22 protein-coding genes, 1 pseudogene and 1 riboswitch are annotated in these 25,523 nt (G+C 74.0%); of the genes and pseudogenes, 8 read left to right on the top strand and 15 right to left on the bottom strand.

What is annotated here, in order from left to right:
• Positions 1–68: 68 nt before the first annotated feature.
• The 6 genes from NIE79_RS16230 (at position 69) to NIE79_RS16205 (ending at position 5,188) form a co-directional block, all read left to right on the top strand.
• Positions 69–827 carry a class I SAM-dependent methyltransferase gene (locus NIE79_RS16230; protein WP_238679393.1) on the top strand — a complete coding sequence of 253 codons (759 nt, stop codon included), beginning with the start codon at positions 69–71 and terminating at the stop codon, positions 825–827.
• A gap of 58 nt (positions 828–885) precedes the next feature.
• Positions 886–1,359, top strand: coding sequence for a fluoride efflux transporter FluC (locus NIE79_RS16225; RefSeq protein WP_238679392.1), 474 nt, complete (start codon positions 886–888; stop codon positions 1,357–1,359).
• Complete coding sequence (gene crcB / locus NIE79_RS16220; protein WP_238679391.1) at positions 1,356–1,718, top strand: fluoride efflux transporter CrcB; 363 nt, start codon at positions 1,356–1,358, stop codon at positions 1,716–1,718. The genes NIE79_RS16225 and crcB overlap by 4 nt, the downstream gene beginning before the upstream one ends.
• A gap of 115 nt (positions 1,719–1,833) precedes the next feature.
• Positions 1,834–2,358 (top strand): PadR family transcriptional regulator, encoded by a 525-nt coding sequence (locus NIE79_RS16215; RefSeq protein ID WP_091398392.1) that lies wholly within the window; start codon positions 1,834–1,836, stop codon positions 2,356–2,358.
• A complete protein-coding gene (locus NIE79_RS16210) occupies positions 2,355–3,035 on the top strand; it encodes an ABC transporter ATP-binding protein (RefSeq protein WP_238679390.1) in 681 nt (226 codons plus the stop codon). Before NIE79_RS16215 ends, NIE79_RS16210 begins: the two co-directional genes overlap by 4 nt.
• Positions 3,032–5,188: an ABC transporter permease gene (locus NIE79_RS16205; RefSeq protein WP_238679389.1), complete on the top strand. Its 2,157-nt coding sequence runs from the start codon at positions 3,032–3,034 to the stop codon at positions 5,186–5,188. Before NIE79_RS16210 ends, NIE79_RS16205 begins: the two co-directional genes overlap by 4 nt.
• A gap of 3 nt (positions 5,189–5,191) precedes the next feature.
• Here the strand turns inward: NIE79_RS16205 and cobA are convergent, their stop codons facing one another.
• The 13 genes and pseudogenes from cobA to NIE79_RS16140 all read right to left on the bottom strand — a co-directional run bounded on the left by cobA (position 5,192) and on the right by NIE79_RS16140 (position 22,471).
• The gene (cobA, locus tag NIE79_RS16200; protein WP_238679388.1) at positions 5,192–6,898 is read right to left on the bottom strand and encodes a uroporphyrinogen-III C-methyltransferase; all 1,707 of its coding nucleotides are present in this window, start codon (positions 6,896–6,898) and stop codon (positions 5,192–5,194) included.
• A complete protein-coding gene (locus NIE79_RS16195) occupies positions 6,895–7,491 on the bottom strand; it encodes a precorrin-8X methylmutase (protein ID WP_238679387.1) in 597 nt (198 codons plus the stop codon). The genes cobA and NIE79_RS16195 overlap by 4 nt, the downstream gene beginning before the upstream one ends.
• Positions 7,488–7,685 carry a DUF362 domain-containing protein gene (locus NIE79_RS16190; RefSeq protein WP_238679386.1) on the bottom strand — a complete coding sequence of 66 codons (198 nt, stop codon included), beginning with the start codon at positions 7,683–7,685 and terminating at the stop codon, positions 7,488–7,490. The genes NIE79_RS16195 and NIE79_RS16190 overlap by 4 nt, the downstream gene beginning before the upstream one ends.
• Positions 7,673–9,400 carry a precorrin-3B C(17)-methyltransferase gene (cobJ, locus tag NIE79_RS16185; protein WP_238679385.1) on the bottom strand — a complete coding sequence of 576 codons (1,728 nt, stop codon included), beginning with the start codon at positions 9,398–9,400 and terminating at the stop codon, positions 7,673–7,675. The genes NIE79_RS16190 and cobJ overlap by 13 nt, the downstream gene beginning before the upstream one ends.
• The gene (cbiE, locus tag NIE79_RS16180) at positions 9,397–10,761 is read right to left on the bottom strand and encodes a precorrin-6y C5,15-methyltransferase (decarboxylating) subunit CbiE (protein ID WP_372471582.1); all 1,365 of its coding nucleotides are present in this window, start codon (positions 10,759–10,761) and stop codon (positions 9,397–9,399) included. The genes cobJ and cbiE overlap by 4 nt, the downstream gene beginning before the upstream one ends.
• Positions 10,722–11,792 (bottom strand): annotated as a pseudogene (locus tag NIE79_RS16175) (cobalt-precorrin-5B (C(1))-methyltransferase); the annotation flags it as partial. The pseudogene NIE79_RS16175 and the gene cbiE, both read right to left, overlap by 40 nt.
• Positions 11,789–12,634 carry a precorrin-4 C(11)-methyltransferase gene (gene cobM / locus NIE79_RS16170; RefSeq protein WP_238679383.1) on the bottom strand — a complete coding sequence of 282 codons (846 nt, stop codon included), beginning with the start codon at positions 12,632–12,634 and terminating at the stop codon, positions 11,789–11,791. The pseudogene NIE79_RS16175 and the gene cobM, both read right to left, overlap by 4 nt.
• Complete coding sequence (gene cobI, locus NIE79_RS16165; protein WP_238679382.1) at positions 12,631–13,407, bottom strand: precorrin-2 C(20)-methyltransferase; 777 nt, start codon at positions 13,405–13,407, stop codon at positions 12,631–12,633. Before cobI ends, cobM begins: the two co-directional genes overlap by 4 nt.
• Positions 13,404–14,759, bottom strand: coding sequence for a cobyrinic acid a,c-diamide synthase CobB (locus tag NIE79_RS16160; RefSeq protein WP_238679381.1), 1,356 nt, complete (start codon positions 14,757–14,759; stop codon positions 13,404–13,406). The genes cobI and NIE79_RS16160 overlap by 4 nt, the downstream gene beginning before the upstream one ends.
• Positions 14,753–15,364: a cob(I)yrinic acid a,c-diamide adenosyltransferase gene (gene cobO, locus NIE79_RS16155; protein WP_238679380.1), complete on the bottom strand. Its 612-nt coding sequence runs from the start codon at positions 15,362–15,364 to the stop codon at positions 14,753–14,755. Before cobO ends, NIE79_RS16160 begins: the two co-directional genes overlap by 7 nt.
• Before the next feature lie 88 nt (positions 15,365–15,452).
• Positions 15,453–17,681 (bottom strand): magnesium chelatase subunit D family protein, encoded by a 2,229-nt coding sequence (locus tag NIE79_RS16150; protein WP_308193184.1) that lies wholly within the window; start codon positions 17,679–17,681, stop codon positions 15,453–15,455.
• Positions 17,678–21,346, bottom strand: coding sequence for a cobaltochelatase subunit CobN (gene cobN, locus NIE79_RS16145; protein WP_238679379.1), 3,669 nt, complete (start codon positions 21,344–21,346; stop codon positions 17,678–17,680). Before cobN ends, NIE79_RS16150 begins: the two co-directional genes overlap by 4 nt.
• 258 nt (positions 21,347–21,604) lie before the next feature.
• A riboswitch (cobalamin riboswitch) is annotated at positions 21,605–21,781 on the bottom strand.
• 354 nt (positions 21,782–22,135) lie between these two features.
• On the bottom strand, positions 22,136–22,471 hold the full coding sequence (locus NIE79_RS16140) for a hypothetical protein (RefSeq protein ID WP_238679378.1): 336 nt from the start codon (positions 22,469–22,471) through the stop codon (positions 22,136–22,138).
• A 126-nt stretch (positions 22,472–22,597) separates the two neighbouring features.
• Here NIE79_RS16140 and NIE79_RS16135 point away from each other — a divergent pair, with 126 nt between their 5' ends.
• Both NIE79_RS16135 and NIE79_RS16130 read left to right on the top strand, forming a co-directional pair.
• Positions 22,598–23,179, top strand: coding sequence for an RNA polymerase sigma factor (locus NIE79_RS16135; RefSeq protein WP_238679377.1), 582 nt, complete (start codon positions 22,598–22,600; stop codon positions 23,177–23,179).
• A complete protein-coding gene (locus NIE79_RS16130) occupies positions 23,172–23,897 on the top strand; it encodes a DUF4367 domain-containing protein (RefSeq protein ID WP_238679376.1) in 726 nt (241 codons plus the stop codon). The genes NIE79_RS16135 and NIE79_RS16130 overlap by 8 nt, the downstream gene beginning before the upstream one ends.
• Here the strand turns inward: NIE79_RS16130 and NIE79_RS16125 are convergent.
• Both NIE79_RS16125 and NIE79_RS16120 read right to left on the bottom strand, forming a co-directional pair.
• Positions 23,894–24,670: a maleylpyruvate isomerase family mycothiol-dependent enzyme gene (locus NIE79_RS16125; protein ID WP_238679375.1), complete on the bottom strand. Its 777-nt coding sequence runs from the start codon at positions 24,668–24,670 to the stop codon at positions 23,894–23,896. The two genes, NIE79_RS16130 and NIE79_RS16125, sit on opposite strands and share 4 nt — an antisense overlap.
• 101 nt (positions 24,671–24,771) lie before the next feature.
• Positions 24,772–25,467, bottom strand: coding sequence for a 4a-hydroxytetrahydrobiopterin dehydratase family protein (locus NIE79_RS16120; RefSeq protein ID WP_238679374.1), 696 nt, complete (start codon positions 25,465–25,467; stop codon positions 24,772–24,774).
• Positions 25,468–25,523: the final 56 nt, after the last annotated feature.

Below are 25,523 nucleotides of genomic sequence, written 5' to 3'. Positions count from 1 at the left end.
CTCGCAATTGCAAAAGATGTGCAACAAGGTCTGGACAGCGCGCCCCTGCCGTAACTAGCCTGATCGCTATGAGTCCTTACATTGTGGATCCCTGGGCCTGGCAGGAGAGCTGGGACCGCCAGCAGGAGGCCTACCTCCCAGACCGGGAGCAGCGCTTCACCGCCATGCTCGACACCGTCGACGCGGTCCTCGACGGCCGGCCGCCGCGCGTGCTCGACCTGGCCGGCGGCACCGGCACCATCTCGCTGCGAACGCTGGCGCGCTTCCCCGCCGCCGAGACCACACTGGTCGACCTCGACCCGGCGCTGCTCGCCATCGCCGACGCCTCGCTGGCCGACCGGGCCACCATCATCACGGCCGACCTCGGCACCCCCGAGTGGCGCTCCACGCTGCCGCACCAGGAGTACGACGCAGTGCTCACCGCCACCGCCCTGCACTGGCTGCCGGCCGACCGGCTCGGGCAGCTCTACGCCGAGCTGCGCGACGTGCTGCGGCCGGGCGGCGTCTTCGTCAACGCCGATCACATGCCCGACGACACAGTGCCGGAGCTGACCAAGCGGCTGATGGACCGGGCACGGGACCGGCGCAACGCCCGGTACGCCGCCGGCTCGATGCTGTCCTGGTCGGACTGGTGGGAGCGGGCCGGCGCCGACCCGGCGCTCGCCCCGCTGGTCGCCCAGCGACACGCCATCTACCCGACCGGGCACAGCCCCGAGTGGGTCCCCCCGGTCTCCTGGCACCTGGCCGCGCTCACCGCGGCCGGCTTCAGCGAGGTCGGCACGGTCTGGCGAGGCGGCCCGGACGCCGCCGTCGCGGCGGTGCGCTGACGCCGCTGTCGCCGGCAGTGTGCTGACGCCGCTGTCGCCGGCACTACGCTGAGGAGTCGTGCCAGAGCCGTTCGAGCCGCGTACCGATCCCGACGTCGACCTGGGCGTCCCCGCCGACCGCAGCGAGCTGACTACGCGCCCCGCGACGGTCCTCGCCGCGATCGCGGCCGGCGGGGTGCTCGGCGCGCTGGCCCGAGCCGGCCTGCAACACGCCGTTCCGCACCCACCCACCGGCTTCGGTTGGGCCACGTTCACCATCAACACGTCCGGGTGCCTGCTGATCGGCGTACTGATGGCGGTGCTCGGGCACCTCGACGGTGGACCCCCGCTGGCTCGCCCGTTCCTCGGGGTGGGGGTGCTCGGCGGGTTCACCACCTTCTCCACCTACGCGGTCGACGTTCAGCAGGCGATCGTCGCGGGCACACCGGGCACCGCGCTGGCGTACCTCGCCGCGACGCTGCTCGGGGCGCTCGTCGCGGTCGCCCTGGGCGACGCCGTCACCGCCGGGCTGCTGCGCCGGGCGGCCCGATGACCGTCCTGCTCATCGCCCTCGGCGCGGCCGTCGGCGCGCCGTTGCGCTACCTCACCGACCGGGCCGTGCAGTCCCGGCGCGGCTCGGCGTTCCCCTGGGGCACGTTGCTCGTCAACGTCGTCGGGTCGCTGCTGCTCGGCGTCCTGGTCGGGTGGCCGGCCGGCCCGGCGGTCAGCGCGTTGCTCGGCACCGGGTTCTGCGGTGCGCTGACCACCTACTCCACCTTCAGCTACGAGACGCTGCGGCTGAGCACTGGCGGTCATCGGCTCCTCGCGCTGGCCAACGTGCTCGGCAGCGTGGCCGCCGGGCTCGCCGCCGCCACCGCCGGCTACGCGGTGGCCCGCACCCTGATCGGCTGACCGGGCACCATCCGCGCCATGCCCGATTCCATCCCCGCCAACACCCTGACCAGGGCCGACTCACAACACACCGAGGGTATATCCGCGAGGTATACCCTGGGTGTAGTCTGCTGGCATGAGCGTGCCACTGACCCTTCTCGGCCTCCTCGAACGCGAACCCAGCCACGGTTACGACCTGAAGCGCGACTACGACGCCTTCTTCGGCCGGGGCAAGCCACTGCCGTTCGGCCAGGTCTACTCCACCCTCAGCCGACTGGCCCGCGACGGCAAGGTGGTGATCAGCGACGTCGCCCCCGGCTCCGGCCCCGACCGCAAGCGCTACATCATCACCGACGTCGGCGCGACCGAGGTCGAGCAGTGGCTGACCCAGCCGGTCGACCCGGAGCCGCACCTGCAGACGGTGCTCTTCGCCAAGGTCGTGCTCGCGCTGATGCTGGACCGCCCGGCCGCCGAGTACCTCGACACCCAGCGCAGCGCGCACCTGCACCGGATGCGGGAGCTGACCGAGATCAAGCGCGCCGGCAGCCTGGTCGACGCGCTGCTGGCCGACCACGGCCTCTACCACCTGGAGGCGGACCTCCGATGGATCGAGATGACCGGCGCCCGACTGGACGCCCTGCGGAAAGAGGTGCGGCCGTGAGCGCCGTGATCGAAGCGCGTGACGTGGAGTTCTCCTTCGGTCAGACCCCCGCCCTGCGCGGCGCCAGCGTCGCAGTGGAGGCCGGCGAGATCGTCGCCGTCATGGGCCCGAGCGGCTCGGGCAAGTCCACACTGTTGCACTGCCTGGCCGGCATCCTGGTGCCCGACTCCGGCGAGATCCTCTTCGACGGGGCCCGGGTGCACGCCATGGCCGAGACCGAACGCAGCAGCCTGCGTCGGGACCGGTTCGGTTTCGTGTTCCAGTTCGGTCAACTCGTCCCCGAGCTGACAGCTGTGGAGAACGTCGCGCTGCCGCTGCTGCTCAGCGGCGTACACCGCAAGCAGGCGCTTCCCAGGGCGCAAGCCTGGTTCGCGCGCCTCGGGCTGGACGGCCTGGAGCAGCGGCGCTCGGGTGAGCTCTCCGGTGGGCAGGCGCAACGGGTGGCCCTGGCTCGCGGCCTGGTCGCCGAGCCGCAGGTGCTCTTCGCCGACGAGCCGACCGGCGCGCTCGACTCGCTCACCGGTGAGGAGGTGATGGACCTGCTGGTCGGCGCCGCCCGCGAGCAGGGCACCACAGTCATCCTGGTGACCCATGAGCCGAGGATCGCGGCGTACGCCGACCGCGAGGTCATGGTCCGCGACGGGCGTGTCAACGCGCCGGATCGGATCGCCTCGTGATCCGCTTCGGGCTCCGCCTCGCCGTGGCCGGTGGCCGTGAGGCACTCACCCGCCTGATCGTCATCGCCGCCGCCGTCGCGGTCGGCAGCGGGCTGCTGCTGACCACCCTCGCCGGGGTCAACGCGGTGAACGCCCAGCTCACCCGGTACGCGTCGATCTATCCCAACGCCTCGACGGGCGGCGACGCCGATCCCCTGTGGTGGTCGACGCGCGAGGACTACTTCCACGGCAAGCAGATCATCCGGATCGACGTCGCCGCGACCGGTCCGGACGCGCCCACCCCGACCGGTGTCCCGAGCACGCCAGGGCCCGGGGAGTACTACGCCTCGCCGGCGTTTCGGAAGCTGCTGGCCGCCCACCCGGCCGAACAACTGGGTGACCGCTACCCGGGGCGCGACGTCGGCACCGTCGGTCCGGCCGGATTGACCTCACCGGACGCCCTGCTCGTCATCCGGGGCGGCACCCCCGACGAGGTGGCCAAGGTGCCCCTCGCCATGCAGCTCACCACCGTCGGTGACACTCCCGCGCTGCCCGAGACGACGATGAACCTCATCCTGAGCGTGATCGCCGGTGGGTTGCTGTTCCCGGTGCTGATCTTCATTGGCACCGCCACCCGGCTCAGCGCCGCCCGCCGGGAGCAGCGCTTCGCCGCGATGCGTCTGGTCGGCGCCACACCGAGGCAGATCTCGCTGGTCGCGGCCGTGGAGGCGGCCGTCGCGGCCGCCGCCGGCACCGCTGTCGGCTTCGCACTGTTCTACGCGTTGCGCGGTTCGATGGCGGGCATCCCGTTCACCGGCATGCCGTTCTTCCCCAGCGACATGTCCCTGGGCGTGCTGGACATCCTGCTGGTGGCGCTCGGCGTTCCGGCTGGTGCGGCGGTGGCGGCCCAGGTCTCGCTTCGCCGGGTACGGATCTCGCCGCTGGGCGTCACCCGGCGGGTCACCCCTCGGGCGCCGCGCGCGTACCGGCTGATCCCGATCCTGCTCGGCGTCGCGGTGCTGTTCTTCGCCATCGGCTTCCGGCCTCCGACGTCCGACGGCCAGGCCGCGGTCTTCCTGCCCGCCCTGCTGCTCATCATGGCCGGCCTGGTCCTCGCCGGCCCGTGGTTGACGATGGTCGGCGCCCGGATCCTGGCCCGGTACGCCAACCGCCCAGCCACGCTCATCGCCGCGCGACGCCTCGCCGACAACCCGAAGGCCGGCTTCCGGGCGATCAGCGGCATCATGCTCGCGCTCTTCGTCACGAGCGTGTCCGTCGGCGTGATCACCACCATCGTCGCCGAGCGCGGTCCGGCACCGGTCGGGTCTGCCGAGGCGGGACAGGTGTCTCTCTACCTTCCCGAGGATGCGCCGGCGGTGCCTGACACGCTCTTCACCGAGCTGCGCTCGCTCACCGGTGTGTCGTCCGCGGCCGCGGTTCGCGAGAACCCGGACTGGATGACCGCCAGCGAGCCCGGCCTGATCGCGTGCACCGACATTCCGAACGCGTACGGCCGGTGTGCCGAGGGCACCACAGTCGCAGAGGTGGCGACGGGCCTCGTCCCCTTCCGGGAATCGGCGTCGTCTGCCAGGATCTGGCCCTCCGCCTCGGTTTCGGTCGGCGATCTCCAACAGCTGCCGGTGATGTCGATCATCGTCGACACGGACGGATCCGCAGCCACCGTCGAACGCACACGCACCGTCCTCGAGGCCGCCTTCCCGGCCTCCCGGGTGGCACCGAACGTGCCCGGGGACTTCGAGTCGGAGTTCGCGAACACGCTGCGCGGCTGGGAGCAGCTGGCCAACGTCGTCATCATCGCCAGCCTCGCGCTCGGTGGGTGCAGCCTCGCGGTCAGCGTCATCGGCGGTCTCACCGAACGCCGACGTCCGTTCAGCCTGCTGCGCCTCAGCGGCGCCCCGGTGCGGGTCCTGCGGCGGGTGGTGGCGTTGGAGAGCGCCGTGCCGATGCTCGCCGTCGCCGCCGTCGCCATCGGTATGGGCCTCCTCGCCGCCCACCTGTTCCTCCGGGCGCAGATGGACTACACCCTCGTCGCGCCGCAGCCGGGCTTCTACGTGATCGTCGTGGTCGGGTTGGCAGCCTGCCTCGGCGTCATCGCCTCCACCCTGCCGCTGCTGGAACGCATCACCGGGCCGGAGACCGGCCGCAGCGAGTAGTCGTCATCCCGTCGGCCCGGTGGTGGTGAGGGCCACCACCGGGCCGAGGACGAAGACGGCGGGTGGGCCGACGCCCTCCCGGGCGGCGACAGCGCCGATCTCGTCCAGCCGGGCGGGCACCGACCGCTGGTCCGGGAGCCCGGCGTCCTGCACGGCCAGCACCGGGGTCTGCGGGGCGCGACCGTGCTCGATCAGCACGGTTGCGATCTTGGCGATGGTGTCGACGGCCATCAGCAGCACGACGGTGCCCCGGGCCCGGGCCAGCGCCGCCCAGTCGACGAGCGAGTCGGGGTGCCCGGGCGGCAGGTGCCCCGACACGACTGTGACGTCGTGTGCCACGCCCCGGTGCGTGACCGGCACGCCGGCGAGGGCCGGTGCGGCGAGCGCGCTGCTCACCCCGGGGACCACGGTGACCGGCACGCCGGCCGCCACGCACGCCTGCACCTCCTCGTGGCCGCGCCCGAAGACGTACGGGTCACCACCCTTGAGCCGGACCACCCGGCGACCGGCACGCGCGTGCGACACCAGTGCCTCGTTGATCGCCTCCTGGGCCATCGACGGGCCACGGGGCATCTTGGCGGCGTCGACCACCAGCACGTCGGGGCGCAGCCCGGCGAGCAGCCCCTGCGGGGCGAGGCGGTCGACCACCACGACGTCCGCCGCGTCGAGCAGCGCCTTTGCGCGTACCGTGATCAGGTCGTCGGGCCCCGGACCGCCGCCGACCACGGCGACCGAACCGTGGTCGTGGTCGTGGTGTGCGTGCCCGTGGTGGTCGTGCCCGTCATGGTGATGGTGGTGGCCAACCGGGTCGTCGGGGTGGTCGTGCGGGCGTTGCGGGCGACCCACCTTGTCCGCGAAGCCGGGCATCAACACCCGGTACGCGCAGGTGTCGCAGTTCATCCGGATGTCCCCGCCCAGCGCCTCGGCGTACCGCTCCAGGACGAGGTCGGCGAGGGCGTCACAGTCGCCGATCACCTCGGCCACGCGGACGTCCAGCTCGGGGTGGGCGGCGGCGAACTCCGCCGACTGGGCGACGATCCGGTCCGGCAGCACCCCGGCGAACAGGAAGTACGGCGCCACCACGATCCGCCGCGCGCCGAGGCGGCGCAGCCGCTCCAGCACGGCCGGCACCGACGGCTGCGCCAGGGAGATGAACCCCGGCTCCACACCCGCGTAGCCACGCCCCTCCCAGAGCAGCCGGGCGACCTTGGCGACCTCGGCGTTGGCGTCCGGGTCGGTGGACCCCCGCCCGATCAACGCCACCCACGTGTCGGCCCGGTCGGCGCCGGCCAGCTCCGTGTCGGCCCGGTCGGCACCAGCCAGCCCCGTGTCGGCCCGGTCGGCACCGGCCAGTGCGGCGTCGATGCGCTGTTCGAGGGCTTCGTGCAGCAGCGGGTGGGGGCCGAGCGGGCGGCCGTAGCGGTAGCTGAGCCCGCTGTGGCGCTGCTGTTCCCGGGCCATCGCGGCGGGGATGTCGCCCTTGCCGTGCCCGGCGCCGGTGAGCACCAGCGGCAGCGCCACCAGCGCCCGGTGCCCGCGGGCGACGAGCGCGCCGACCGCGTCGGTCAGCGGTGGACGGGACAGCTCGATGAAGCCGCCCTCGACGTCACCGACGTCGCCGCGACGACGGACCCGCTCGACGAGAGCGGCGAACTGGTCGACCCCGGCCGCGCTGCGCGTGCCGTGCCCGACGATGACCAACCCGGTCATGACTTCTCCTCGACGTAGAGCAGGGCGTTGAGGGCAGCGGCGGCGACCGCCGAGCCACCCTTCTCCCCCACGTTGGACACGGCGGGCAGGCCGCTGGCCCGCAGCGCCGCCTTCGACTCGGCGGCACCGACGAAGCCGACCGGCAGGCCGACGACGAGCGCGGGCGCGGCGTCCACTGTGAGCAGTTCGACGAGCGCGGTGGGCGCGCAGCCGACCACCCACACCGCGCCCGGACCGACCCGCTCCACTGCGATCCGGACGGCCGCCGCCGAGCGGGTGATGCCGGCCGAGCGGCCCAGGGCTGCTGCGGCCGGCTCGGCGACCGGGCAGACCAGTTCCAGGCCGGCCCGGGTGATGCCGGCCGCGACCATCGCCACGTCGGTGACCACTGACGCCCCGGCGCGCAGGGCCGCCAGCCCCGACTCCAGGGCGGCCTCGTCGCAGACCAGCTCATCGACGTACGCGAGGTCGGCGCTGGCGTGCACCACCCGCTCGGTCACCGCGCGGCTCAGCGGTGGCAGGTGCGACAGGTCGACGCGCTCGCGCAGAATGCGGTACGACTCGGCCTCGATGGGGTGCACCACCCGGCTCATCGGGCTCCTTCAACGGGGTCGGGCTCGACGACGCGGATCGCGTCGACCGGGCAGATCTCCAGGCACTCCAGGCAGCCGGTGCACCGGTCGGCGCGGACCGTGAGGCCACCGGCGACCGGTCGGATCGCGTGCGTGGGGCAGGTGAGCAGGCAGGCGCCGCAGCCCTGGCAGGCGTCGATCGTCACGAACGCCACCGGTACCCCCGGGGTGTGACCATCCGGCCGGCGACCAGGCGCGTGTCGCTGCTGCCGACGACCACGACGCTGTACATGTCGACGATGGCCGGGTCGAGCGTGGCCAGGGTTGCGAGGTGCACCTGTTCGCCGGGGCGGCTGGCGTTGCGGACCACGCCCACCGGGGTGTCCGGTGGCCGGTGCGCGGCGAGGATGCCGAGCGCCTTGCCGAGCTGCCAGTCGCGGGCCCGGCTGCGCGGGTTGTAGAAGAGCGTCACGAAGTCACCCTCGGCGGCGGCGGTCACCCGCCGCTCGATGACCTCCCACGGGGTGTGCAGATCGGACAGGCTCACGTAGGCGTGGTCGTGGCCGAGCGGCGCGCCGAGCAGCGCCCCGGCGGCGAGGGCGGCGGTGACACCGGGCACGCCCACCACGTCGATGCGCTCGTCGGCGTACTCCAGGGCGGGGCTGGCCATCGCGTACACCCCGGCGTCGCCGGAGCCGATCAGCGCGACCGCCCGGCCGGCGGCGGCCTCGGCGACGGCGGCGCGCGCCCGCGCCTCCTCCGCGCCCAGCCCGCTGGAGAGCACCCGGGTGCCGGGGCGGAGCACGTCGCGGACCTGCTCCAGGTACTGGTCGAGGCCGACCACCACTGCGGCACGACGTAGCTCGGCCACCGCGCGGGGGGTGCGCAGGTCGGCGGCGCCCGGCCCGAGGCCGACGACGGCCAGCCGGCCGCGTGGCGCGTGCCGGGCCACCGCGACGGTGGCCATCGCCGTCGCGGTCTTCCCCACCAGCAGCGCCGCGTCGTCGGCCCGACCGTCCGGCCCGAGCAGGGCCGCGGCCTCCGCCACGCTCGGCGTGCCGACCGCGGCGCGGACCACCTCGCTGGGGTGCGGCACGTCGACCGCCGCCAGCCGCGTCGCCGGCCAGGTCACCAGGGGTACGCCGAGCGCGTCGGCGGTGCTGCGGATGCCCGCCTCGTCGGCCTTGATGTCGGCGGTGGCCAGGCAGCGCAGGCTCGCCGGGTCGAGGCCTGCCTCGGCCAGCACCCGGTGCAGCAGCTCCGCCACCTCGGCGGCGGGTACGCCGCGGCTCGCGCCCACGCCGGCGACCAGCGACGGCGGCCGCAGCACTGCCGTCCGCTCGTCGGGTGACACCACCCGGTCGGTGACCAACAACCGGTACCCGACGGAGGTCGGGTCCTCGTCGGCGGCGCGCACGTTCGGGGGCAGGGCGGGCAGCGGCCAGTCGGCGTCGGCGATCAGCTGGACCGGCTCACCGTCCAGGATGGCCCGGGACACCGCGGCGACAGCGCCCTGAACGGGCCAGCCGAGCGTGTCAAGCCCCGGCAGGTCGACAGCGTCGGTGGCGGTGGTGATCACCGGTCGGGCGTCCAGCAGGGCGCCGACCTGCTCGGCGAGGGCGTTGCCCCCGCCGGCGTGCCCGCCGAGCAGCGCCACGGCGTGGCGGGCCGCCTCGTCGACGACCACCACCGCCGGGTCGGTGCGCTTGTCGTCGAGCAGCGGCGCGACGATCCGCACCACCGCCCCGGCGGCCAGGAACGCGATCACCGCGTCACAGCCAGCCCAGGCGGTCCGCAGCGCGTGGGCGACGGTCTCCCCCTCGACCAGCCGGGCGTGCGGCCAGGCGGCGGTCAGGGTGTCGGCGTGCCGGCGGCCGGCGGCGGTGGCCGCCACCAGGCCGATCCGGGCGGGCGGGTTCTGGTCGGTCACTGGCGCTCCCCGGTGAGGACGACCACCGGGTTGGTGGCCGCGAGGCGGATCGACCCGCCGGGCAGGTCGGCGAGGCGGGCGGCGGAGAGCTGGCTGCCCTCGACCGTGTAGCCGGCGGCGCGCAGCAGACCCACGGCCGGCGCGACCCGGTCCAGTGCGGCCAGGGTGAGCACCACCCGCTCGGGTTGGCGGGCCACCACGGCGGTGAGGACGTCGACACCGCCACCGCCGAGGAACACCGCATCGGGCTCGGGGAGGTCGGCCAGCGCTGCCGGGGCACGTCCGGTAACCAGCCGGACGTGCACGGCGTGCGCGGCGGCGTTGGCCCGGATGGTGGCACCGGCCTCGGGGTCCTGTTCGACGGCGAGCACCGCCGCGCCGAGCAGCGCGCACTCGATGCCGACCGAGCCGCTGCCCGCCCCGACGTCCCAGATCAGCCGGCCCAGTCGGGGGCGCAGTCGGGCGACGACGAGGGCGCGCACCTCCGACTTCGTGATCATGGAGTCGCGGTGGGCGTACCGGTTCTCCGGCAGCGCCCAGCCGCCGGCCGGCGCGGCGGCGGGCTGGTTGTCGGCGCGCATCCCAGCCGTGCCCTGATCGGGCACGGTGCCGGCGGGCGCGGGGTCGGCGGGTACGGGGTCGGCGAGGCTGAGCAGGACGTGCGGATCGGCCCAGGTCTCGGCGGCGGCCTGCTCGGGGGTGACCGCGCGGATCCGTTCGGCGGCGGTGCCCAGGTGCTCGGCGACCAGCAGGCGGCGGGACCAGCCGACCAGGCCGGCGCCCAGCTCGGCCGCGCCGGCGCCGGGCGCGGTGAGCACAGCGACCAGTGGCAGCGCCCGGCAGGCGTTCACTGCGGCTCGGGGGTCGCGCCCGTGCGCGGTGACCACTGCGGCGCCGTCCCAGGGCAGCCCGGCACTGGCGAACGCGGCGGCCACACTGGACACCGCCGGCACCACCCGCAGCGGCAGCCCGGCCGCGCGCAGCCGCCGGACGATGCCGAACAGGCCGGGGTCGCCGCTGGCCAGCACCACGGCCGGCACCCCGGCGTCGACGGCCTCGGCGAGGCGGCGCAGAGCGGGGGCGAGCGGCCCGAGGGTGATGGTGTCCGCGTCGGCCGGTACGGGCACCACGGCCAGGTGCCGTGCGGCCCCGACCACCAGCCCGGCGGTGGCCAGCACCGGTGCGAGCGCGGGGTGCGGCGGTGCGCCCGCCGCGTCCAGGCCGACCACTGTCACGGCGGTCACCGGGGCCACCGGCCGGACGAGGCGACGACGTGTGCTCCGGCGAAGTCGACCATCGCCACGTCCACTGTGACCGTCGGCCCGGCGAAGCGCCGCAGCACCTGGCGGACCCGCTGGCAGAGCAGGTCGCCGGCCGGGGCGAGCAGCCCGGCTGCCTCCCACAGCTCGTACGCGTGGCGCCCGGTGTTCGCCTCGGTCACGGCGGCGACGAGCGACGGGTCGCCGCCGGCCTCGGCGGTCACGGCGCCGAGCAGGGAGAGGTCCACAGTGGAGCGGGTGTAGTGGGTCATCAGGATTCCGGCCGCGAGTTTGGCGAGCTTGCCGGCCATGCCGACGAAGACCACACCGGTCATCGCGTCACCCACGGCGGCGGTCACCGCGGCCCCGGTGAAGTCGCCGACCTCGACGAAGCAGACCTCGGGCAGGTCGGGCAGGAGCGCGCGGGCGGCCCGCTCGGTACGCCCGCCGGTGCAGAGCACCACTGTCGGTTCACCCTGGGCGGCCATCACGTGCACGGCCTGCACGACGCTGGCCCGCCACGACGCGGTGGAGAACGGGCGGACGATCCCGGTGGTGCCGAGGATCGAGATGCCGCCGAGGATGCCGAGCCGACGGTTGGTGGTCTTGCGGGCCATGATCTCGCCCCGCGGCACGCTGATCACCACCCGGACTCCGACCTCGCTGAGGTCGACCACCTCGGCCACCGCCTCGCCGATCATCCGGCGGGGGGTGTCGTTGATCGCCGGGCCGCCGACCGCGAGCCCGAGGCCGGGTTTGGTGACAGTGCCGACGCCGGCACCGCCGGCCAGCCGCAGGCCGGGGGCGTCGGTCCAGTTCACTGTGGCGGTCAGCTCGGCGCCGTGGGTGACATCCGGGTCGTCCCCGGCGTCCTTGACCACCACCGCTTCGGCGCGGACCGGTGGGGTGCCGGTCACCTCGCAGCGCTCGACCGGGAAGCGCACCCGGCGTCCGGCGGGCAGGCCGATCTCCACCTCCTGCTGGGTGGTGCCGGTGACCAGTGCGGTGACAGCGGCCTTGGCCGCCGCCGTCGCGCACGCGCCGGTGGTCCAGCCGGTGCGCAGCGCTGTGGGCCGGACCTTCGCGGTACGCGGCAGGTCCGGCTCGCGCAGCGGCGGCTCGGCGTACGTCATGGTGTGTGCCCCGGTGTGGCTGTCCCCCCGGTGCGGGCGCTGGCCTGGCGGCGCAGCTCGGCGCGGGCGGCCGGCTCGGCCCGCCGGAAGGTGTGGAAGTGCCCGGGGTGGTAGAGGTGCGAGCGGGTGCCCTCGGCGGCGAGGGCCGGCCCGACCAGGAAGAGGGTGTGCTTCCACAGCTTGTGCTGCTTGACAGTCTCCTCCAGGGTGCCGACAGTGCAGCGCACCACCAGTTCGTCGGGCCAGGTCGCCTGGTACGCCACCACGGCCGGGGTGTCCTCCGGGTAGCCGCCGGCCAGCAGTTCGGCCTGCACCTGCCCGGAGCGGGCGGCGGAGAGGAACAGCGCCATCGTGGTGCCGTGCCGGGCGAAGTCGCGGACCCGCTCGCCGGGCGGCATCGGGGTCTTGCCGCCTTCGAGGCGGGTGAGGATGACCGACTGGGCCACCTCGGGCACTGTCAGCTCCCGTCCGACGATCGCCGCGACGGCGGTGAACGAGGACACCCCGGGCACGATCTCGACGGCCAGGTCGAGTGCCCGGCACACGTCCAGTTGCTCCTGCACCGCGCCCCACAGCGCCGGGTCTCCGGAGTGGATCCGGGCCACTGTCAACCCCTGCTCGGCGGCACGCTGGTAGAGCGGCAGCACACCCTCGATGGGCAGTTGCGACGAGTCGACGATCTCCGCGCCGGGGCGGGCGTGGTCGAGGACGTCGGCGTGCACCAGGCTGGCCGCCCAGATCACGATGTCCGCCTCGGCGATGACCCGGGCGGCCCGCAGTGTCAGCAGGTCCGCCGCACCCGGGCCGGCTCCGACGAACCACACAGTGCCGTCGCTGGTCACAGCTTTCCTCCTCGGTGCTCGCGGCGGGCCGGAACCAGCAGCGTCGACAGGTACGGCAGTTCGTGCTCGGTGTCGTCGACCGGCCCGATGCGTTCACCGGGCAGCCCCAGGCTGCGCCCGAGCACGGCGTCGGCGAGGCGGCCCTGCCGGCGCAGTTCGGCGAGCAACTCCGGGTGCCGCCGCCATCCCTTGTAGGCCACGACGGTGCCCGGCCCGGCGAGGGCGTCGGCGAAGAGCGCCAGGCCCGCGGTGGCCGGCAGCAGGGTGAGCGGTTCGCGTCCCTCACAGAGCGGGGTGCCGCTGCGGGCCGCCAGCTCCTGCATGGCGGTGACGCCGGGCACTGTCGCCACCCGCACCGCCGGGCGCAGCGCACGGACACTCTGGGCCAGGTAACCGAAGGTGGAGTAGACGTTGGGGTCGCCGATGGTGGCGAACGCGAGAGACCGCGCGCCCGCGTCGATCGCCTCGACCACCACGCGGGCGGCGTCGTCCCAGGCGGCCGCCCGGCGCGCGGTGACCCCGCCCCGGTCGTCCAGCGCGAACGGCAGCCGGCGCAGCCGGTCCGCCGCGACGTACTCCCGGACTGTCGCCTCGGCCCGCCCGTCCGCGCCCGCCGGCGTCGGACCGGCGGTCGCTGTGGGCGCGATCCGGTCCGCCATCACGGGTACGAAGACCAGGTCGGCCTCGCGCAGCAGCCGCACCGCCTTGACGGTGAGCAGTTCCGGGTCGCCCGGGCCGACGCCCACCCCGGTGAGCGTGGCGTCGGCGCTCATCGGCACGCCTCGACCAGTCGACGGGCCGCGTCCGGGTGACCGGCCCAGTGGGTGTGCAGGTAGGACGCATGCACCCGGCCGGCGACGAAGCCGTGCTCGGTGTCGTTCCAGCGCCACGCCGGAGCGTCGCCGTGGCCCGGGTCGGTGGTGGTGCGGTGGAACTCGTGGCCGCGTACCGGCTCGCCGGCGCGCGCCACCGGCGAGTCGGTGACGGCCAGAGCCTCCCGGTAGCCGAGGGTGAGCCGGTCGGTCATCCGGGCCGTCAGGTCCAGTCGGCCGCACATCGGCACCCCGTCCAGGGACCGCCCGAGGTAGAGCAGCCCGGCGCACTCGGCCACGATCGGCCCGTCGAAGTCGGCCAGCTCGGCGCGGAGCGCTGTGTTGTCGGCCAACGTCTGGGCGTACGCCTCGGGGAAGCCGCCACCGATCACCACCGCCCGGGTGCCGGTGGGCAGTGCCGGGTCGCGTAGCGGGTCGACGGTGACGACGTCCGCGCCGGCCGCGGCGAGCAGCTCGGCGGTCTCCGCGTACGAGAAGGTGAAAGCCGGACCACCGGCGAGGGCGACCCGTGGCCGCTCGACGCCGGCCGGCCCGCCGACGGCGGCGACCGGGTCCCACGCCGGGACGGTCAGCGGTGGGGCGCTCCGGGCCAGGTCGAGCACGGCGTCGAGGTCCACGGTGGCCTCGACCAGCTCGGCGAGCGCGGTGACGATAGCGACGGATTCGGGTGCCCGCTCGGCGACCGGCACCAACCCGAGGTGCCGGGCCGGCGCGGCCACCTCGGCGGCGCGGGTCACCGCCCCGAGCACCGGTACGTCCACCTCGGCGAGGGCGTCGCGCAGCAGCGTCTCGTGTCGGGGCGAGCCGACCCGGTTGAGGATCACCCCGCCGATCCGTACCGCCGGATCGAACGCGGCCATGCCGAGGGTGAGCGCGGCGGCCGACCGGCCCTGCGCTGTGGTGTCCAACACCAGCAGCACCGGTGCCTCGATCAGCCGGGCGACGTGCGCTGTGGAGGCGTAGTCGCGGCGGCCCACAGCGCCGTCGTGCAGGCCCATGACACCCTCGACCACGGCGATGTCGGCGGGCGTCGGGACGCACGCGCCGTGGCGCAGCAGGGCGGCGATCCGGTCGGCCCCGACCAGGAACGGGTCGAGGTTGCGCCCGGGTCGCCCGGCGGCGAGGGCGTGGTAGCCGGGGTCGATGTAGTCGGGGCCGACCTTGTGCGGGCTGACCGTCAGGCCCCGTCGGCGCAGCGCGGCGAGCAGCCCGGTGGCCACTGTCGTCTTGCCGTGACCGCTGGCCGGCGCGGCGACGACCACCCGGGGCAGTGCCCAGTGCGCGCTCACCACTCGATGCCCTTCTGGCCCTTCTGGCCGGCGTCCATCGGGTGCTTGACCTTGGTCAGCTCGGCGACCAGGTCGGCGGCGGCGACCAGGCGCGGGTCGGCGTCCCGGCCGGTGATCACGACGTGTTGGAAGCCGGGGCGGTCGGCCAGTGTGGCGACCACCTCGTCGACGTCCACCCACCCCCACTTCATCGGGTAGGTGAACTCGTCCAGCACGTACAGCCCGTAGCGCTCGGCGGCCAGGTCGCGCTGGATCTGCCGCCAGCCCTCCAGGGCGTCGGCGGCGTGGTCGGCGTCGCCGCCGCGCTGGATCCAGGACCAGCCCTCGCCCATCTTGTGCCAGGCCACCGGCGCGCCCTGGCCGGTGCGCTCGTGCACCTCGCCGAGCGCCCGGAAGGCGTTCTCCTCCCCCACCCGCCACTTGGCGCTCTTGACGAACTGGAACACCCCGACCGGCAGACCGGCGGTCCAGGCCCGCAACGCCAGCCCGAAGGCCGCCGTCGACTTCCCCTTCATCTGTCCGGTATGGACGATCAACAGTGGCCGGTGCCGCCGCTGCCGGGTCGTCAACCCGTCAAGAGGCACCGAAGTCGGCTGTCCCTGCGGCATCAGCCCGTCCCCCGTCCCGCGGGCACTCCCGCGCCCGCCTCTTCCGCGATCTTGCGGTTTCTGTCGGTCATTTGCGTGCTTCGCCCCGTTATGCCGCGACAGGAAGTGCAAGATCGCGGGAGTGGGGGTGGGTGAGGGCTTCCAGGGGGGTTCGGGGCGCATTGAGCTGAGTGGCCAGGCGGGTCGCCAGGTTGAGGCGGACGGGGCCGGACTCGCAGTCGACGACCACGCAGTTGGCACCCGTCGCCACCAGCACCGCTGCCGCTGCTGCCGCCCTGTCCAGCGGACGGTGACCGGCGGTGGCTCTCCCGTCGGTGACGATGAGGACCAGTGGGCGGCGCTTCGGGTCGCGCAGGCGCTCCACCCGCAACAGGTCAGCGGCGGCGAGCAGCCCCTCGGCCAACGGCGTGCGCCCGCCGGTGGGCAGCTCGGCCAGCCGGGTCGAGGCGGCCAGCACCGACGAGGTCGCCGGGAGCAGGGTCCGGGCGCCGCCACCCCGGAACGCGATCACCGCGACCTTGTCCCGCCGCTGGTACGCGTCGGTGAGCAGGGCGAGCACCGCGTCCTTCACAGTGGTCATCCGCTGTCGGGCGCCCATCGAGCCGCTCGCGTCCACCACGAACAGCACCAGGTTGCCCTCGCGCCCCTCACGAACCGCCTCGCGCAGGTCGTCGCGGCGCAGTCGCAGCGGACCGGTGACCCGGCCCCGGGCCGCCTGGTGCGGCGCGGCGGCGCGGATCGTGGCCGGCAGGTGCAGCGCGCCCACCCGACCCGTCGGCACCCGGGCGCCGGTGGTGCGGCCCCGCCCGGTGCGGGCCCGCGACCGTCGGCCCGGCACCCCGTCACCCAGGCCGGGCGCGGTGAGCACCCGCGCCTTCAGCCCACCCTTGGGTACGGCCACCGGCTGGGACTCCCCGCCGCCGGTCGGGTCGTCGGCACCGGTCGCCGATTGCCGGCCACCGCGCGGGCGGGGGTTCTGGCCGTCGCCGCCCTGCTGGTGCTGCGGCCAGCCGTCGTCGTCGCCCCGGTCGCCCGGCTGGCGCTGCGGCCAGCCGTCGGTGCCGTCCGGGCCGTCGGTGCGCCCGTCGGGGCCAGCGCCGCTCCGCGCCGCAGAGTGCTCCGTCGACCCGTGCTCAGAGTGGTCGACGCCGTCGCCGCCCTGCGGTCCGCCGCCACTCGGGCCGGCCCCGTTCGGGCCGCCGCCACCGGCCGGGCCACCGCCCTGCGGGCCGGCGTCGTCCGGGCCACTGTCGTCCGGCCCGCGGTCGTCCGGCCCGGCGTCGTCCGGGTCGTCGGGGTGGGCGTCCTGGGCGCGCTGCAACGCCTCGTCGAGGCGCTTCTCGTCCAGCCCCGGGGTGTCGAACGGATCGCGGCGGCGGCGGTGCGGCAGGGCCAGCCGGGCGGCCACCCGGACGTCGTCGATGGTGACCCGGTCCCGGCCGAGCCAGGCGGCGTGGGCGAGGGCGGTCCGGGCGGTGACGATGTCGGCGCGCATCCCGTCCACGTCGAACGCCGCGCACACCTCGGCGATCTGCCGCAACGCGGCGTCCGGCAGGCGTACCCCGGGAAGCCGGCGGCGGGCGGCGGCCACCTGGTTGGCGATCTCCGCGTCGGCGTCGGCCCAGCGGGCGGCGAAGCCCGCCGGGTCCGCGTCGGCGGCCAGTCGGCGGCGGACCACCTCGACCCGAATCTCCGGGTCGCGGCTGGCGCCCACCTCCACTGTGAGCCCGAAGCGGTCGAGCAGCTGCGGACGCAACTCCCCCTCCTCCGGGTTCATCGTGCCCACCAGCAGGAACCGGGCCGCGTGGCTGACCGAGACGCCCTCCCGCTCGACGTGGCTGCGGCCCATCGCCGCAGCGTCGAGCAGCAGGTCGACGAGGTGGTCGTGCAGCAGGTTGACCTCGTCGACGTAGAGCACGCCCCGGTGCGCGGCGGCGAGCAGGCCCGGCTCGAAGGCGCGTACCCCCTCACCGATCGCCTTCTCCAGGTCCAGTGCGCCGACCACCCGGTCCTCGGCGGCGCCCACCGGCAGCTCGACGAGACGGGCCGGACGGGTCTCGGCGGCGGAGCCGGTCGGGTGCGGGCCGTCCGGGCAGGCCGGGTCGGGCTCGGCCGGGTCACAGCCGAAACGGCAGCCCGCCACCCGCCGCACCGGAGGCAGCAGCGCGGCGAGAGCCCGCACGGCGGTGGACTTGGCGGTCCCCTTCTCACCCCGGACCAGCACCCCGCCGATCGCCGGGGAGACCGCGTTGAGCAGCAACGCCAACCGCATGTCGGCCATGCCGAGCACCGCACTGAACGGGTAGGTCACGGTCATGCCCGGTCCTCCAGATCGCCCTCACTGGCCAGGTACGTGTCCCGCAGCCGGTCGAGGGTGGCCGGCTCCGGCTTGGCCCACAGACCCCGGTCGGCGGCCTCCAACAGCCGCTCGGTGATGCCGCGCAGCGCCCACGGGTTGGACTGCTCCAGAAACTCCCGGGTGGTCTCGTCGAAGAGGTACGCGGCGGCAAGGTGTTCGTACATCCAGTCGTCGACCACACCGGCGGTGGCGTCGTAGCCGAACAGGTAGTCCACAGTGGCCGCCAGCTCGAACGCACCCTTGTAGCCGTGCCGGCGCATCGCGGCGATCCACTTCGGGTTGACCACCCGGGCCCGGAACACCCGTCTGGTTTCCTCGCCCAGGGAGCGGGTGCGCACGTCGTGCGGCATCGCCGAGTCACCCACGTACGCCTGCGGCGACGTGCCGGTGAGGTGGCGGACCATCGCCACCATTCCGCCGTGGTATTGGAAGTAGTCGTCGGAGTCGACGATGTCGTGCTCGCGGGTGTCCTGGTTCTTCACCGCCACCGCGATCCGGGCGAACGAGCGCTCCATGTCGGCGCGCGCCTCCCGCCCGTCCAGGCCCCGGCCGTACGCGTAACCGCCCCACACCGCGTACACCTCGGCCAGGTCGGCATCGCTGCGCCAGGTCCGGGCGTCGATCAGGGGCAGCAGGCCCGCCCCGTACGCGCCGGGCTTGGAGCCGAAGATCCGGGAGGTGGCCCGCCGCTCGTCGCCGTGCTCGGCGAGGTCGGCGGTGACGTGCGCCCGCAGGTAGTTCTCCTCGTCCGGCTCGTCCAGCGCGGCGACCCGCCGGACGGCGTCGTCGAGCAGCGCCACCACGTGGGGGAACGCGTCGCGGAAGAAGCCGGAGATGCGCACTGTGACGTCGACGCGCGGGCGGCCCAGCTCGGCGGTCGGCACCACCTCGATGCCGGTGACCCGCCGGGACCTGTCGTCCCAGACCGGTCGGCAGCCCAGCAACGCGAGAACCTCGGCGATGTCGTCGCCCTGGGTCCGCATCGCGCTGGTGCCCCACACGGTCAACCCCACCGAGCGGGGGTACGCGCCGGTGTCGGCGAGGTGCCGGGCCAGCAGCGAGTCGGCGAGGGCCACCCCGACGTCCCAGGCGTTGCGGCTGGGGATGGCCTTCGGGTCGACGGAGTAGAAGTTGCGGCCGGTGGGCAGCACGTTGACCAGGCCCCGGGTGGGTGAGCCGGACGGGCCGGGCGGCACGAACCTGCCGTCCAGCGCACCGAGGGTGTTGGTCAGCTCGTCGGTGGTCCGGTCCAGTCGGGGCACCAGCTCGGTGGCGGCGAAGTGCAGCACCGCGGCGACGTCCGGGATGGACTGGCCGGTCACCTCCGCCACCACGGCGTCGACAGCGTCCACGGCCCAGTCCAGGGTTTCCATGCCGATGACCAGCCGCCGTGCGAGGGCCTCGATGAGGTCGATCGCGTCGGCGGCGGTGCCGGCCGGCCCGTCCACCACGTCGGTCAGCGCCGCGGGCAGCGCCAGTCGCTGTCCCGGCGACGCGAGCAGCTCCTGCTCGTCGAGGGAGTACGCGACGGCGAGGGCCTGTCGCAGGCCGGGCAGGGCGCGGGCGCCGCCCCAGATCTGCGGGGCGCGCAGCACCGCGAGGACGAGGTTGACCCGTGGTTCGCCGGTGGGCGCGTCGGCGAGGATGTGCAGCCCGTCGCGGATCTGCACGTCCTTGACCTCGCACAGGTAACCGTCGAGGTGCAGCACGAAGTCGTCGAAGTCGTCCGCGTCGGGCATCGCCTCGGCGTGCAGGTCGTGGTGCAGCTCGGCGGCGCGCACGAGGTCCCAGATCTGGGCCCGCACGGTGGGCACCTTGGCCGGGTCGAGGGCCTGCACTGTCGCGTACTCGTCGAGCAGTTGCTCCAGTTTGGCCAGGTCGCCATAGGTCTCGGCGCGGGCCATCGGCGGGACCAGGTGGTCGACGACCACGGCGTGCGCCCGCCGCTTGGCCTGGGTGCCCTCGCCGGGGTCGTTGACGATGAACGGGTACACCAGCGGCAGGTCGCCGAGGACCGCGTCGGGCGCGCAGTCGGCGGCCAGACCGAGGCCCTTGCCGGGCAGCCACTCCAGGGTGCCGTGCTTGCCCAGGTGCACCACGGCGTCCGCGCCGAAGCCGCCGTCCGCGACGGGCGCTGTCAACCAGCGGTACGCGGCCAAGTAGTGGTGGCTGGGCGGCAGGTCCGGGTCGTGGTAGATGGCGATCGGGTTCTCCCCGAAGCCGCGGGGCGGCTGGATCAACAGCACCACGTTGCCGAAGCGCAGCCCGGCGAGCACGATGTCGCCGCCCTCGGTGTACAGCTCACCCGGCGGCTCACCCCAGTGCTCCCGCATCCGCTCGCGCAGCTCGGCCGGGACCTGGTCGAACCACCGCCGGTACGTCGACCCCGGAATACGGGCCTCGGCGGCGGCCAACTGCTCCGGGGTGAGCCACTCCACGTCGTGACCACCGGCGGCGATCAGCGCGTGGATCAGCGCGTCGCCGTCGTCGGGCGGTGACGCGTCACCCAGGTCGTAGCCGGCCTCGGCCAGCGCGGCGAACAGCCGGACCGCCGAGGCCGGGGTGTCCAACCCGACGGCGTTACCGACCCGGGAGTGCTTGGTGGGATACGAGCTGAGCACCACTGCGACCCGCTTGTCGGCGTGCGGCACGTACCGCAGCCGGGCGTGACGTACCGCGATCCCGGCGACCCGGGCGGCGCGCTCGGCGTCGGCGGCGTAGACCGAGAGCCCATCGGCGTCGATCTGCTTGAACGAGAACGGCACTGTGACGATCCGACCGTCGAACTCGGGGATGGCCACCTGCATGGCGGCGTCCAACGGGGACAGCCCGGCGTCGCTGTCGGCCCACTGCGCGCGGGTGCTGGTGAGGCAGAGCGCCTGGATGACCGGCACGTCCAGGGCGGCCAGGGCACCGACGTCCCAGGCGTCCTCGTCGCCACCACCGGAGGCGTCCGCGGCGACCGCGCCGCCGGCCGCGAGCACCGTGACCAGCAGCGCGTCACAGCGGGCGAAGAGCCCGAGCGGGCCGGCACCTGCGGTCAGTCCGCGCAGCGAGCCGCAGAAGATCGGCAGCGGGTTGCCGCCGGCGTCGTGGACCGCGTCCGCGAGGACGTCGACGAAGTCGGTGTTGCCGGCGAGGGCGTGCGCCCGGTAGAACACGATTCCCACTGTGGGCCGGTCCGGGTCGGCGGGGTGTTCGCCGTGCACGCCGTACGCCGGGGTGGGCGCGGGCGGGGCGAACCCCTCGCCGGTGAGCAGCACCGTGTCGGAGAGGAACCGGGCCAGCTGCCCCAGGTTGTCCGGGCCGCCCTCCACCAGGTACGCCAGCGCCTGGGTGACGACCCCGGACGGCACTGTGGAGATCGCCATCAGCTCCGCGTCGGGCAGCGCCTCGCCGCCGAGCACGACCGTCGGCACGCCGGTGGCGAGCACTGCGGCGAGGCCGTCCGGCCACGCCTGCCGACCGCCGAGCAGGCGTACGACGACGAGGGCGACCCCGTCGAGCAGGGCGGGCACCTCCTCGGCGGCGACCCGGGCGGGGTTGGCCAACCGGTAGTCGGCGCCGCTGGCGCGGGCGGCCAGCAGGTCGGTGTCGGCGGTGGACAGCAGCAGGATGCGCACGGCAGGCTCCGGAAAGTGACGCCCTGGGCCCTCGCGGGGGCAACCGGGGCGATGCGGGTGGGTGCGGCGTCAGCCGGTACGACGGCTCGCGCGAACGGCGCACCGACGCAGGCGTCGGGGCCGATCAGCGCCGGGCGATCAGCTCAGCGGTGCCGGTGGCCGGTGTCCTGGGAGCGCGCTGCCTGGAGCGCAATACGACGATGATTGTCGATGAATGAGACGCCGTGCGTCATCGGGTCCTCCTCGGGTGTCCACGCCCTGGGGTACATCCCGACGGCCGAAGTATCCTGGCTTCCGGATCGACGCTCTCCCCCGGCCTTCCAACCGCAGACACACGGCCGTGACTCACGAGGGGGGATCGCTCCCCGGTGACAGTGGCGGGACCGCGTCGGATTCGCACCGACTTCCTTCACTGCCGTCAGGCCGCGAATGCTGCCACACCGCCGCGCCGCCGGTCAACGCGGACCCCACCGCCACACGGCCACGCTCACCACATTGACCTGCGGAGATATCGGCGCACGGGGGTTGCCTCTCGCCGCGATGGCGGGCTGGGAGAACTGGTTGATCGGCCTCGCGGACTGGCCCCGGGCCAGGGGGCGGACTGGTCACGCGGACCCTTTGGAGCTGATGTCGTAGACGATTCAGCCGCCTCGGCTTCCGGCCCGCTCCTCGGCTTCCGGTCCGGACGTACGGCGATGCCGTCAACGATTCAGCTCCGAAGGCGCCGGACGACACACGCCCGGGACCAAACACGCCACGCGCGACAACCGACACCGGTCGACGCTCCGATCAGCGGGCGTGGCGTTCCGGGTGGGCTCGGCTCCAGGTTCGCATCCGCTCCGGGTAGCCGGTGCGCGCCGCCTCGTACAGCGGCACCGCGTGCTTGCGGGCGATGGCCCCGGCCGCGCGGGGCGTTCCGGTACGGCGGCGGATCCACTCGCCGTCGTGGGCGATCGCCACCACTGTGGTGTCCGTCGCGGTCGTCTCCGGCTCCAGGTAGAACTCCACCCCGCGTCGGGTGGCGATGAACGCCTCCAGCGCCGCGAGGTCGTCGCGGGTCGCCTCCCGGTCCAGCTTCGTCGGGGTCGCCTCGGCACCCCGTGACCGCCGATTGAACCAGCTCATGCCCCGCCCCTCTCGTCGACGCCCCTCCAGTGCAGCACCGGTTCCTGGCAATACGCTGCACGCCGGATGGGAGAGAGCTGACCCGCGTCGGGATCCCTGTGGAACCCGTGGCGGGTGGGCGGTGTCATGAGTGTGATCCGAACGGAGGCTCCCCTGGACGACGAGGCACTCGTCACCCGCGCTCGGGCAGGTGACCTGGAGGCGTACAACCTCCTGGTCGCCCGGCACACCGCATCCGCGTACCGGACCGCGGTGCTGCTCGGCGCCGGCTCGGACTCCGAGGACGTCATCCAGGAGGCGTTTGTGAAGGCGTACCGGAAGCTGTCCCGTTACCGGGGCGACGCGTCCTTCCGGTCGTGGCTGCTCGCGATCGTCGCCAACGAGACCCGCAACCTGCACCGCTCCCGGGGTCGGCGCGACGGGCTCGTCCTGCGGGCCGCGGCAGCGGACCCGACGTCCGAGGTCGCCGAGGACGACGCGGTCGGCGCGGTCCTCGCCGGGGAGCGTCGGGCGTCGCTGGTGCAGGCGCTACGGCAACTGCCGGTACGGGACCGCGAGGTGATCGTCTGCCGGTTCTTTCTCGATCTCACCGAGGAGGAGACGGTGTCGGCTCTGGGCTGGCCCCGGGGCACTGTGAAGTCGCGCACGTCCCGGGCGTTGGCGAAGCTTCGCGGCCTGCTCGACAGTGCGGAGGTCCGGCATGGGTGACCTCGAACGGGAACTGCGCGACCTGTCCGCCTGGCTGGACACCCCCGATCCGCCCGACGTGACCGCCCGGGTCCGCGTACGACTCGGCACGCCGGCGCCCCGGCGGCGCCGGTGGCGGTCGCTCGCCGCGGTGGCGCTCGTCACCCTGCTGGTGGCGGTGTTGCCGCCGACGCGGGCCGCCATCGCCGACGTCGTCACAGGGCTGCTGCGCTTCGCCGGGGTCAGCATCGCCACCTCAACCGCCCCGACGCCGACGCCGCCCGGCGGCACCGCGGCGCCGTTGCCCGGGCAGCGGGCCGTCGTCCTGGACGAGGCGCAACGGGCGGTGCGGTTTCCGATCCGCCTGCCGGCGATGCTGGGCCCGCCGGAGCAGGTGCTGGTCGCCGACCCGGACGCCACGGGCCGGTACCGGGTGGCGACGCTGCTCTACGACGGGGGCGCGCTGCGCGTCGACGCGTTCGACGGTCACCTCGACCTGGCCTTCCACAAGGAGGTCACCCCGCCGGGCGCGAACTGGGTCCAGGTCAACGGGGACTTCGCCGTCTGGGTCGACGGCCCACACGCGTTGTCCTACGTGGACCGGGCGGGCGAGATCCGCAGGGAGACCGCCCGGCTTGCCGGCTCGACCCTGATCTGGCAGGACAACGACGTGAGCTACCGGCTGGAGGGCAGCCTCACCAAGGCCGAGGCGATCGAGATCGCGCGCTCACTGGGCTAGTACGCGTTCGGGTCCCATTCCGCGAGCTGCTCCATCGGCTGGATGTCGCCGGTGGTCTCCAGGCCGTCGAGCGGGACTCGCTGGTAGAAGTAGAGGACCATCTCGCTCGCTGCGCCTCGCATCGCCATGTCGCCTGGCTCCGCGTCGGCGGCCAGGTCGTCGCAGCGGACGCCGTCGGCGTTGAGGGTCAGGCGCCAGGAGCGGCCTTCGATCGTGTGCAGGTCGATGGTCGCCGGCTTGAACGGCCAGGGGACTGTCGTCGCCGCGACGGTCGTCAGGAACTCGTCGACGCCCTCGACCGCGACGTCCGTCGGCAGCGGCTGTGCGGCCCCCTGGGTGAGCTGGGCGTCGTAGGTGTGGACCGCCAACTCCTGGATCTGGTGTCGGGCCACGGCTCCGCTGGTCTGCGGGGCCTGCGAGCGCCCCCACCAGGTCCAGCAGCCGCGGTCCGAACCGGCCTCGCGCATCGCGTCGAGCATGAGCGCGGTCGACTCGGCGAGCCAGGCGTCCAGGGCTTCGCGGTCGCGGGGCGCGGTCAGGGCGCCCTTCGGGTCCGTCCTCGCCGGGGGCTCAGCGTCCGGGCCCGCCGCGATGATGGCGGCCTGGCGGCGGCGGCCGTCGCCGAGGTGCTGCGCCAGTTCGCGCAGCGTCCAGTCCGGGCAGGTCGGGACCTGGACGTCAAGGTCGGGGGCGGACGCGATCGCGGCACGGAACGCGGCCGAGCGGTCGTCGATCAGCCGTAGGACCTCGGGGAAATCCACAATGTTCTGCACTTCGGTTGTGTATCACTACGCTCCGGCCACCGGACAGCGAATTTGTCGGACGAACGCGTTACGCCTCAGGGCAGCAGTAGTTCCTGGCCGGTCAGCCCGGTCTACGAGTCGTCTCGGCCCTGCCAGGTCGTCACACAAGCCTCGTTGCCCTCGATATCAGCGAGAACCCAGAAGGCGGGAGCATGGGCCGCGGATACGAGTCGGCCACCGGCCGTCAGGGCGGCTTCGATCCGCCGTGGTGCCTCGTCGTGCGGGACACAGATGTCGAAGTGGACGCGATTCCGGTCCGGGCGTGGCTGATCCATCTGCTGAAACCACATCGCCGGACCCTGCCCGACCGGGTCGACGATCGGATCCTTGGGACCGTCGGCTCCCGCCTCGTCCGTGTAGCCCAGCACGGCCTTCCAGAACGGCCGGACCGCTGCGATGTCGAGCGCGTCCACAGCGATCTCCACGAGCTGGACCGACCGCGGCGCTCCCGTACCAACCTCCGGCTCGGTCCGTAGCCCGACGTCCCGCATGGCGGCGGAAAGCCGACGCGCAAGGTCGATATCGCAAGCGGTGAGCGCCGCCTGATCCACCGACTGCAGGGTCAAGACGACCCGGTCTGGCCGGATATCAGCGCGTAGGTGGCCATCGGCGTCGCTACCGCACAGCGCCACCACACGCGCCGCCACCTCGGTTGCCTGGACCAGTGAGCCGACACGGACCGACGTACGCAACGCGCCCAGCAGATACCGCCATCCCTGGTCGCTGACCGCGTCCGAGGCCGCCTGCCGACCCAGTGTCTGTTCCACGTAGGCATCCTCACATGCGCCCGTGATTCCCCTCTGGCCCCGCCAGCCGGGTGGAC

This window comes from Micromonospora trifolii, from assembly GCF_022229005.1.
Classification (GTDB): Bacteria; Actinomycetota; Actinomycetes; order Mycobacteriales; family Micromonosporaceae; genus Micromonospora; species Micromonospora trifolii.
This window is presented reverse-complemented; position numbering and strand designations above follow the sequence as displayed.

Excerpts from the sequence above, each read along its gene's own strand:
- NIE79_RS16230 (WP_238679393.1), top strand. The coding sequence starts at position 69 with ATGAGTCCTTACATTGTGGATCCCTGGGCCTGGCAGGAGAGCTGGGAC.
- crcB (WP_238679391.1), top strand. The coding sequence starts at position 1,356 with ATGACCGTCCTGCTCATCGCCCTCGGCGCGGCCGTCGGCGCGCCGTTG.
- NIE79_RS16215 (WP_091398392.1), top strand. The coding sequence starts at position 1,834 with ATGAGCGTGCCACTGACCCTTCTCGGCCTCCTCGAACGCGAACCCAGC.
- cobA (WP_238679388.1), bottom strand. The coding sequence starts at position 6,898 with ATGACCGGGTTGGTCATCGTCGGGCACGGCACGCGCAGCGCGGCCGGG.
- NIE79_RS16195 (WP_238679387.1), bottom strand. The coding sequence starts at position 7,491 with ATGAGCCGGGTGGTGCACCCCATCGAGGCCGAGTCGTACCGCATTCTG.
- cobI (WP_238679382.1), bottom strand. The coding sequence starts at position 13,407 with ATGAGCGCCGACGCCACGCTCACCGGGGTGGGCGTCGGCCCGGGCGAC.
- cobO (WP_238679380.1), bottom strand. The coding sequence starts at position 15,364 with ATGCCGCAGGGACAGCCGACTTCGGTGCCTCTTGACGGGTTGACGACC.
- NIE79_RS16150 (WP_308193184.1), bottom strand. The coding sequence starts at position 17,681 with ATGACCGTGACCTACCCGTTCAGTGCGGTGCTCGGCATGGCCGACATG.
- NIE79_RS16140 (WP_238679378.1), bottom strand. The coding sequence starts at position 22,471 with ATGAGCTGGTTCAATCGGCGGTCACGGGGTGCCGAGGCGACCCCGACG.
- NIE79_RS16135 (WP_238679377.1), top strand. The coding sequence starts at position 22,598 with ATGAGTGTGATCCGAACGGAGGCTCCCCTGGACGACGAGGCACTCGTC.
- NIE79_RS16130 (WP_238679376.1), top strand. The coding sequence starts at position 23,172 with ATGGGTGACCTCGAACGGGAACTGCGCGACCTGTCCGCCTGGCTGGAC.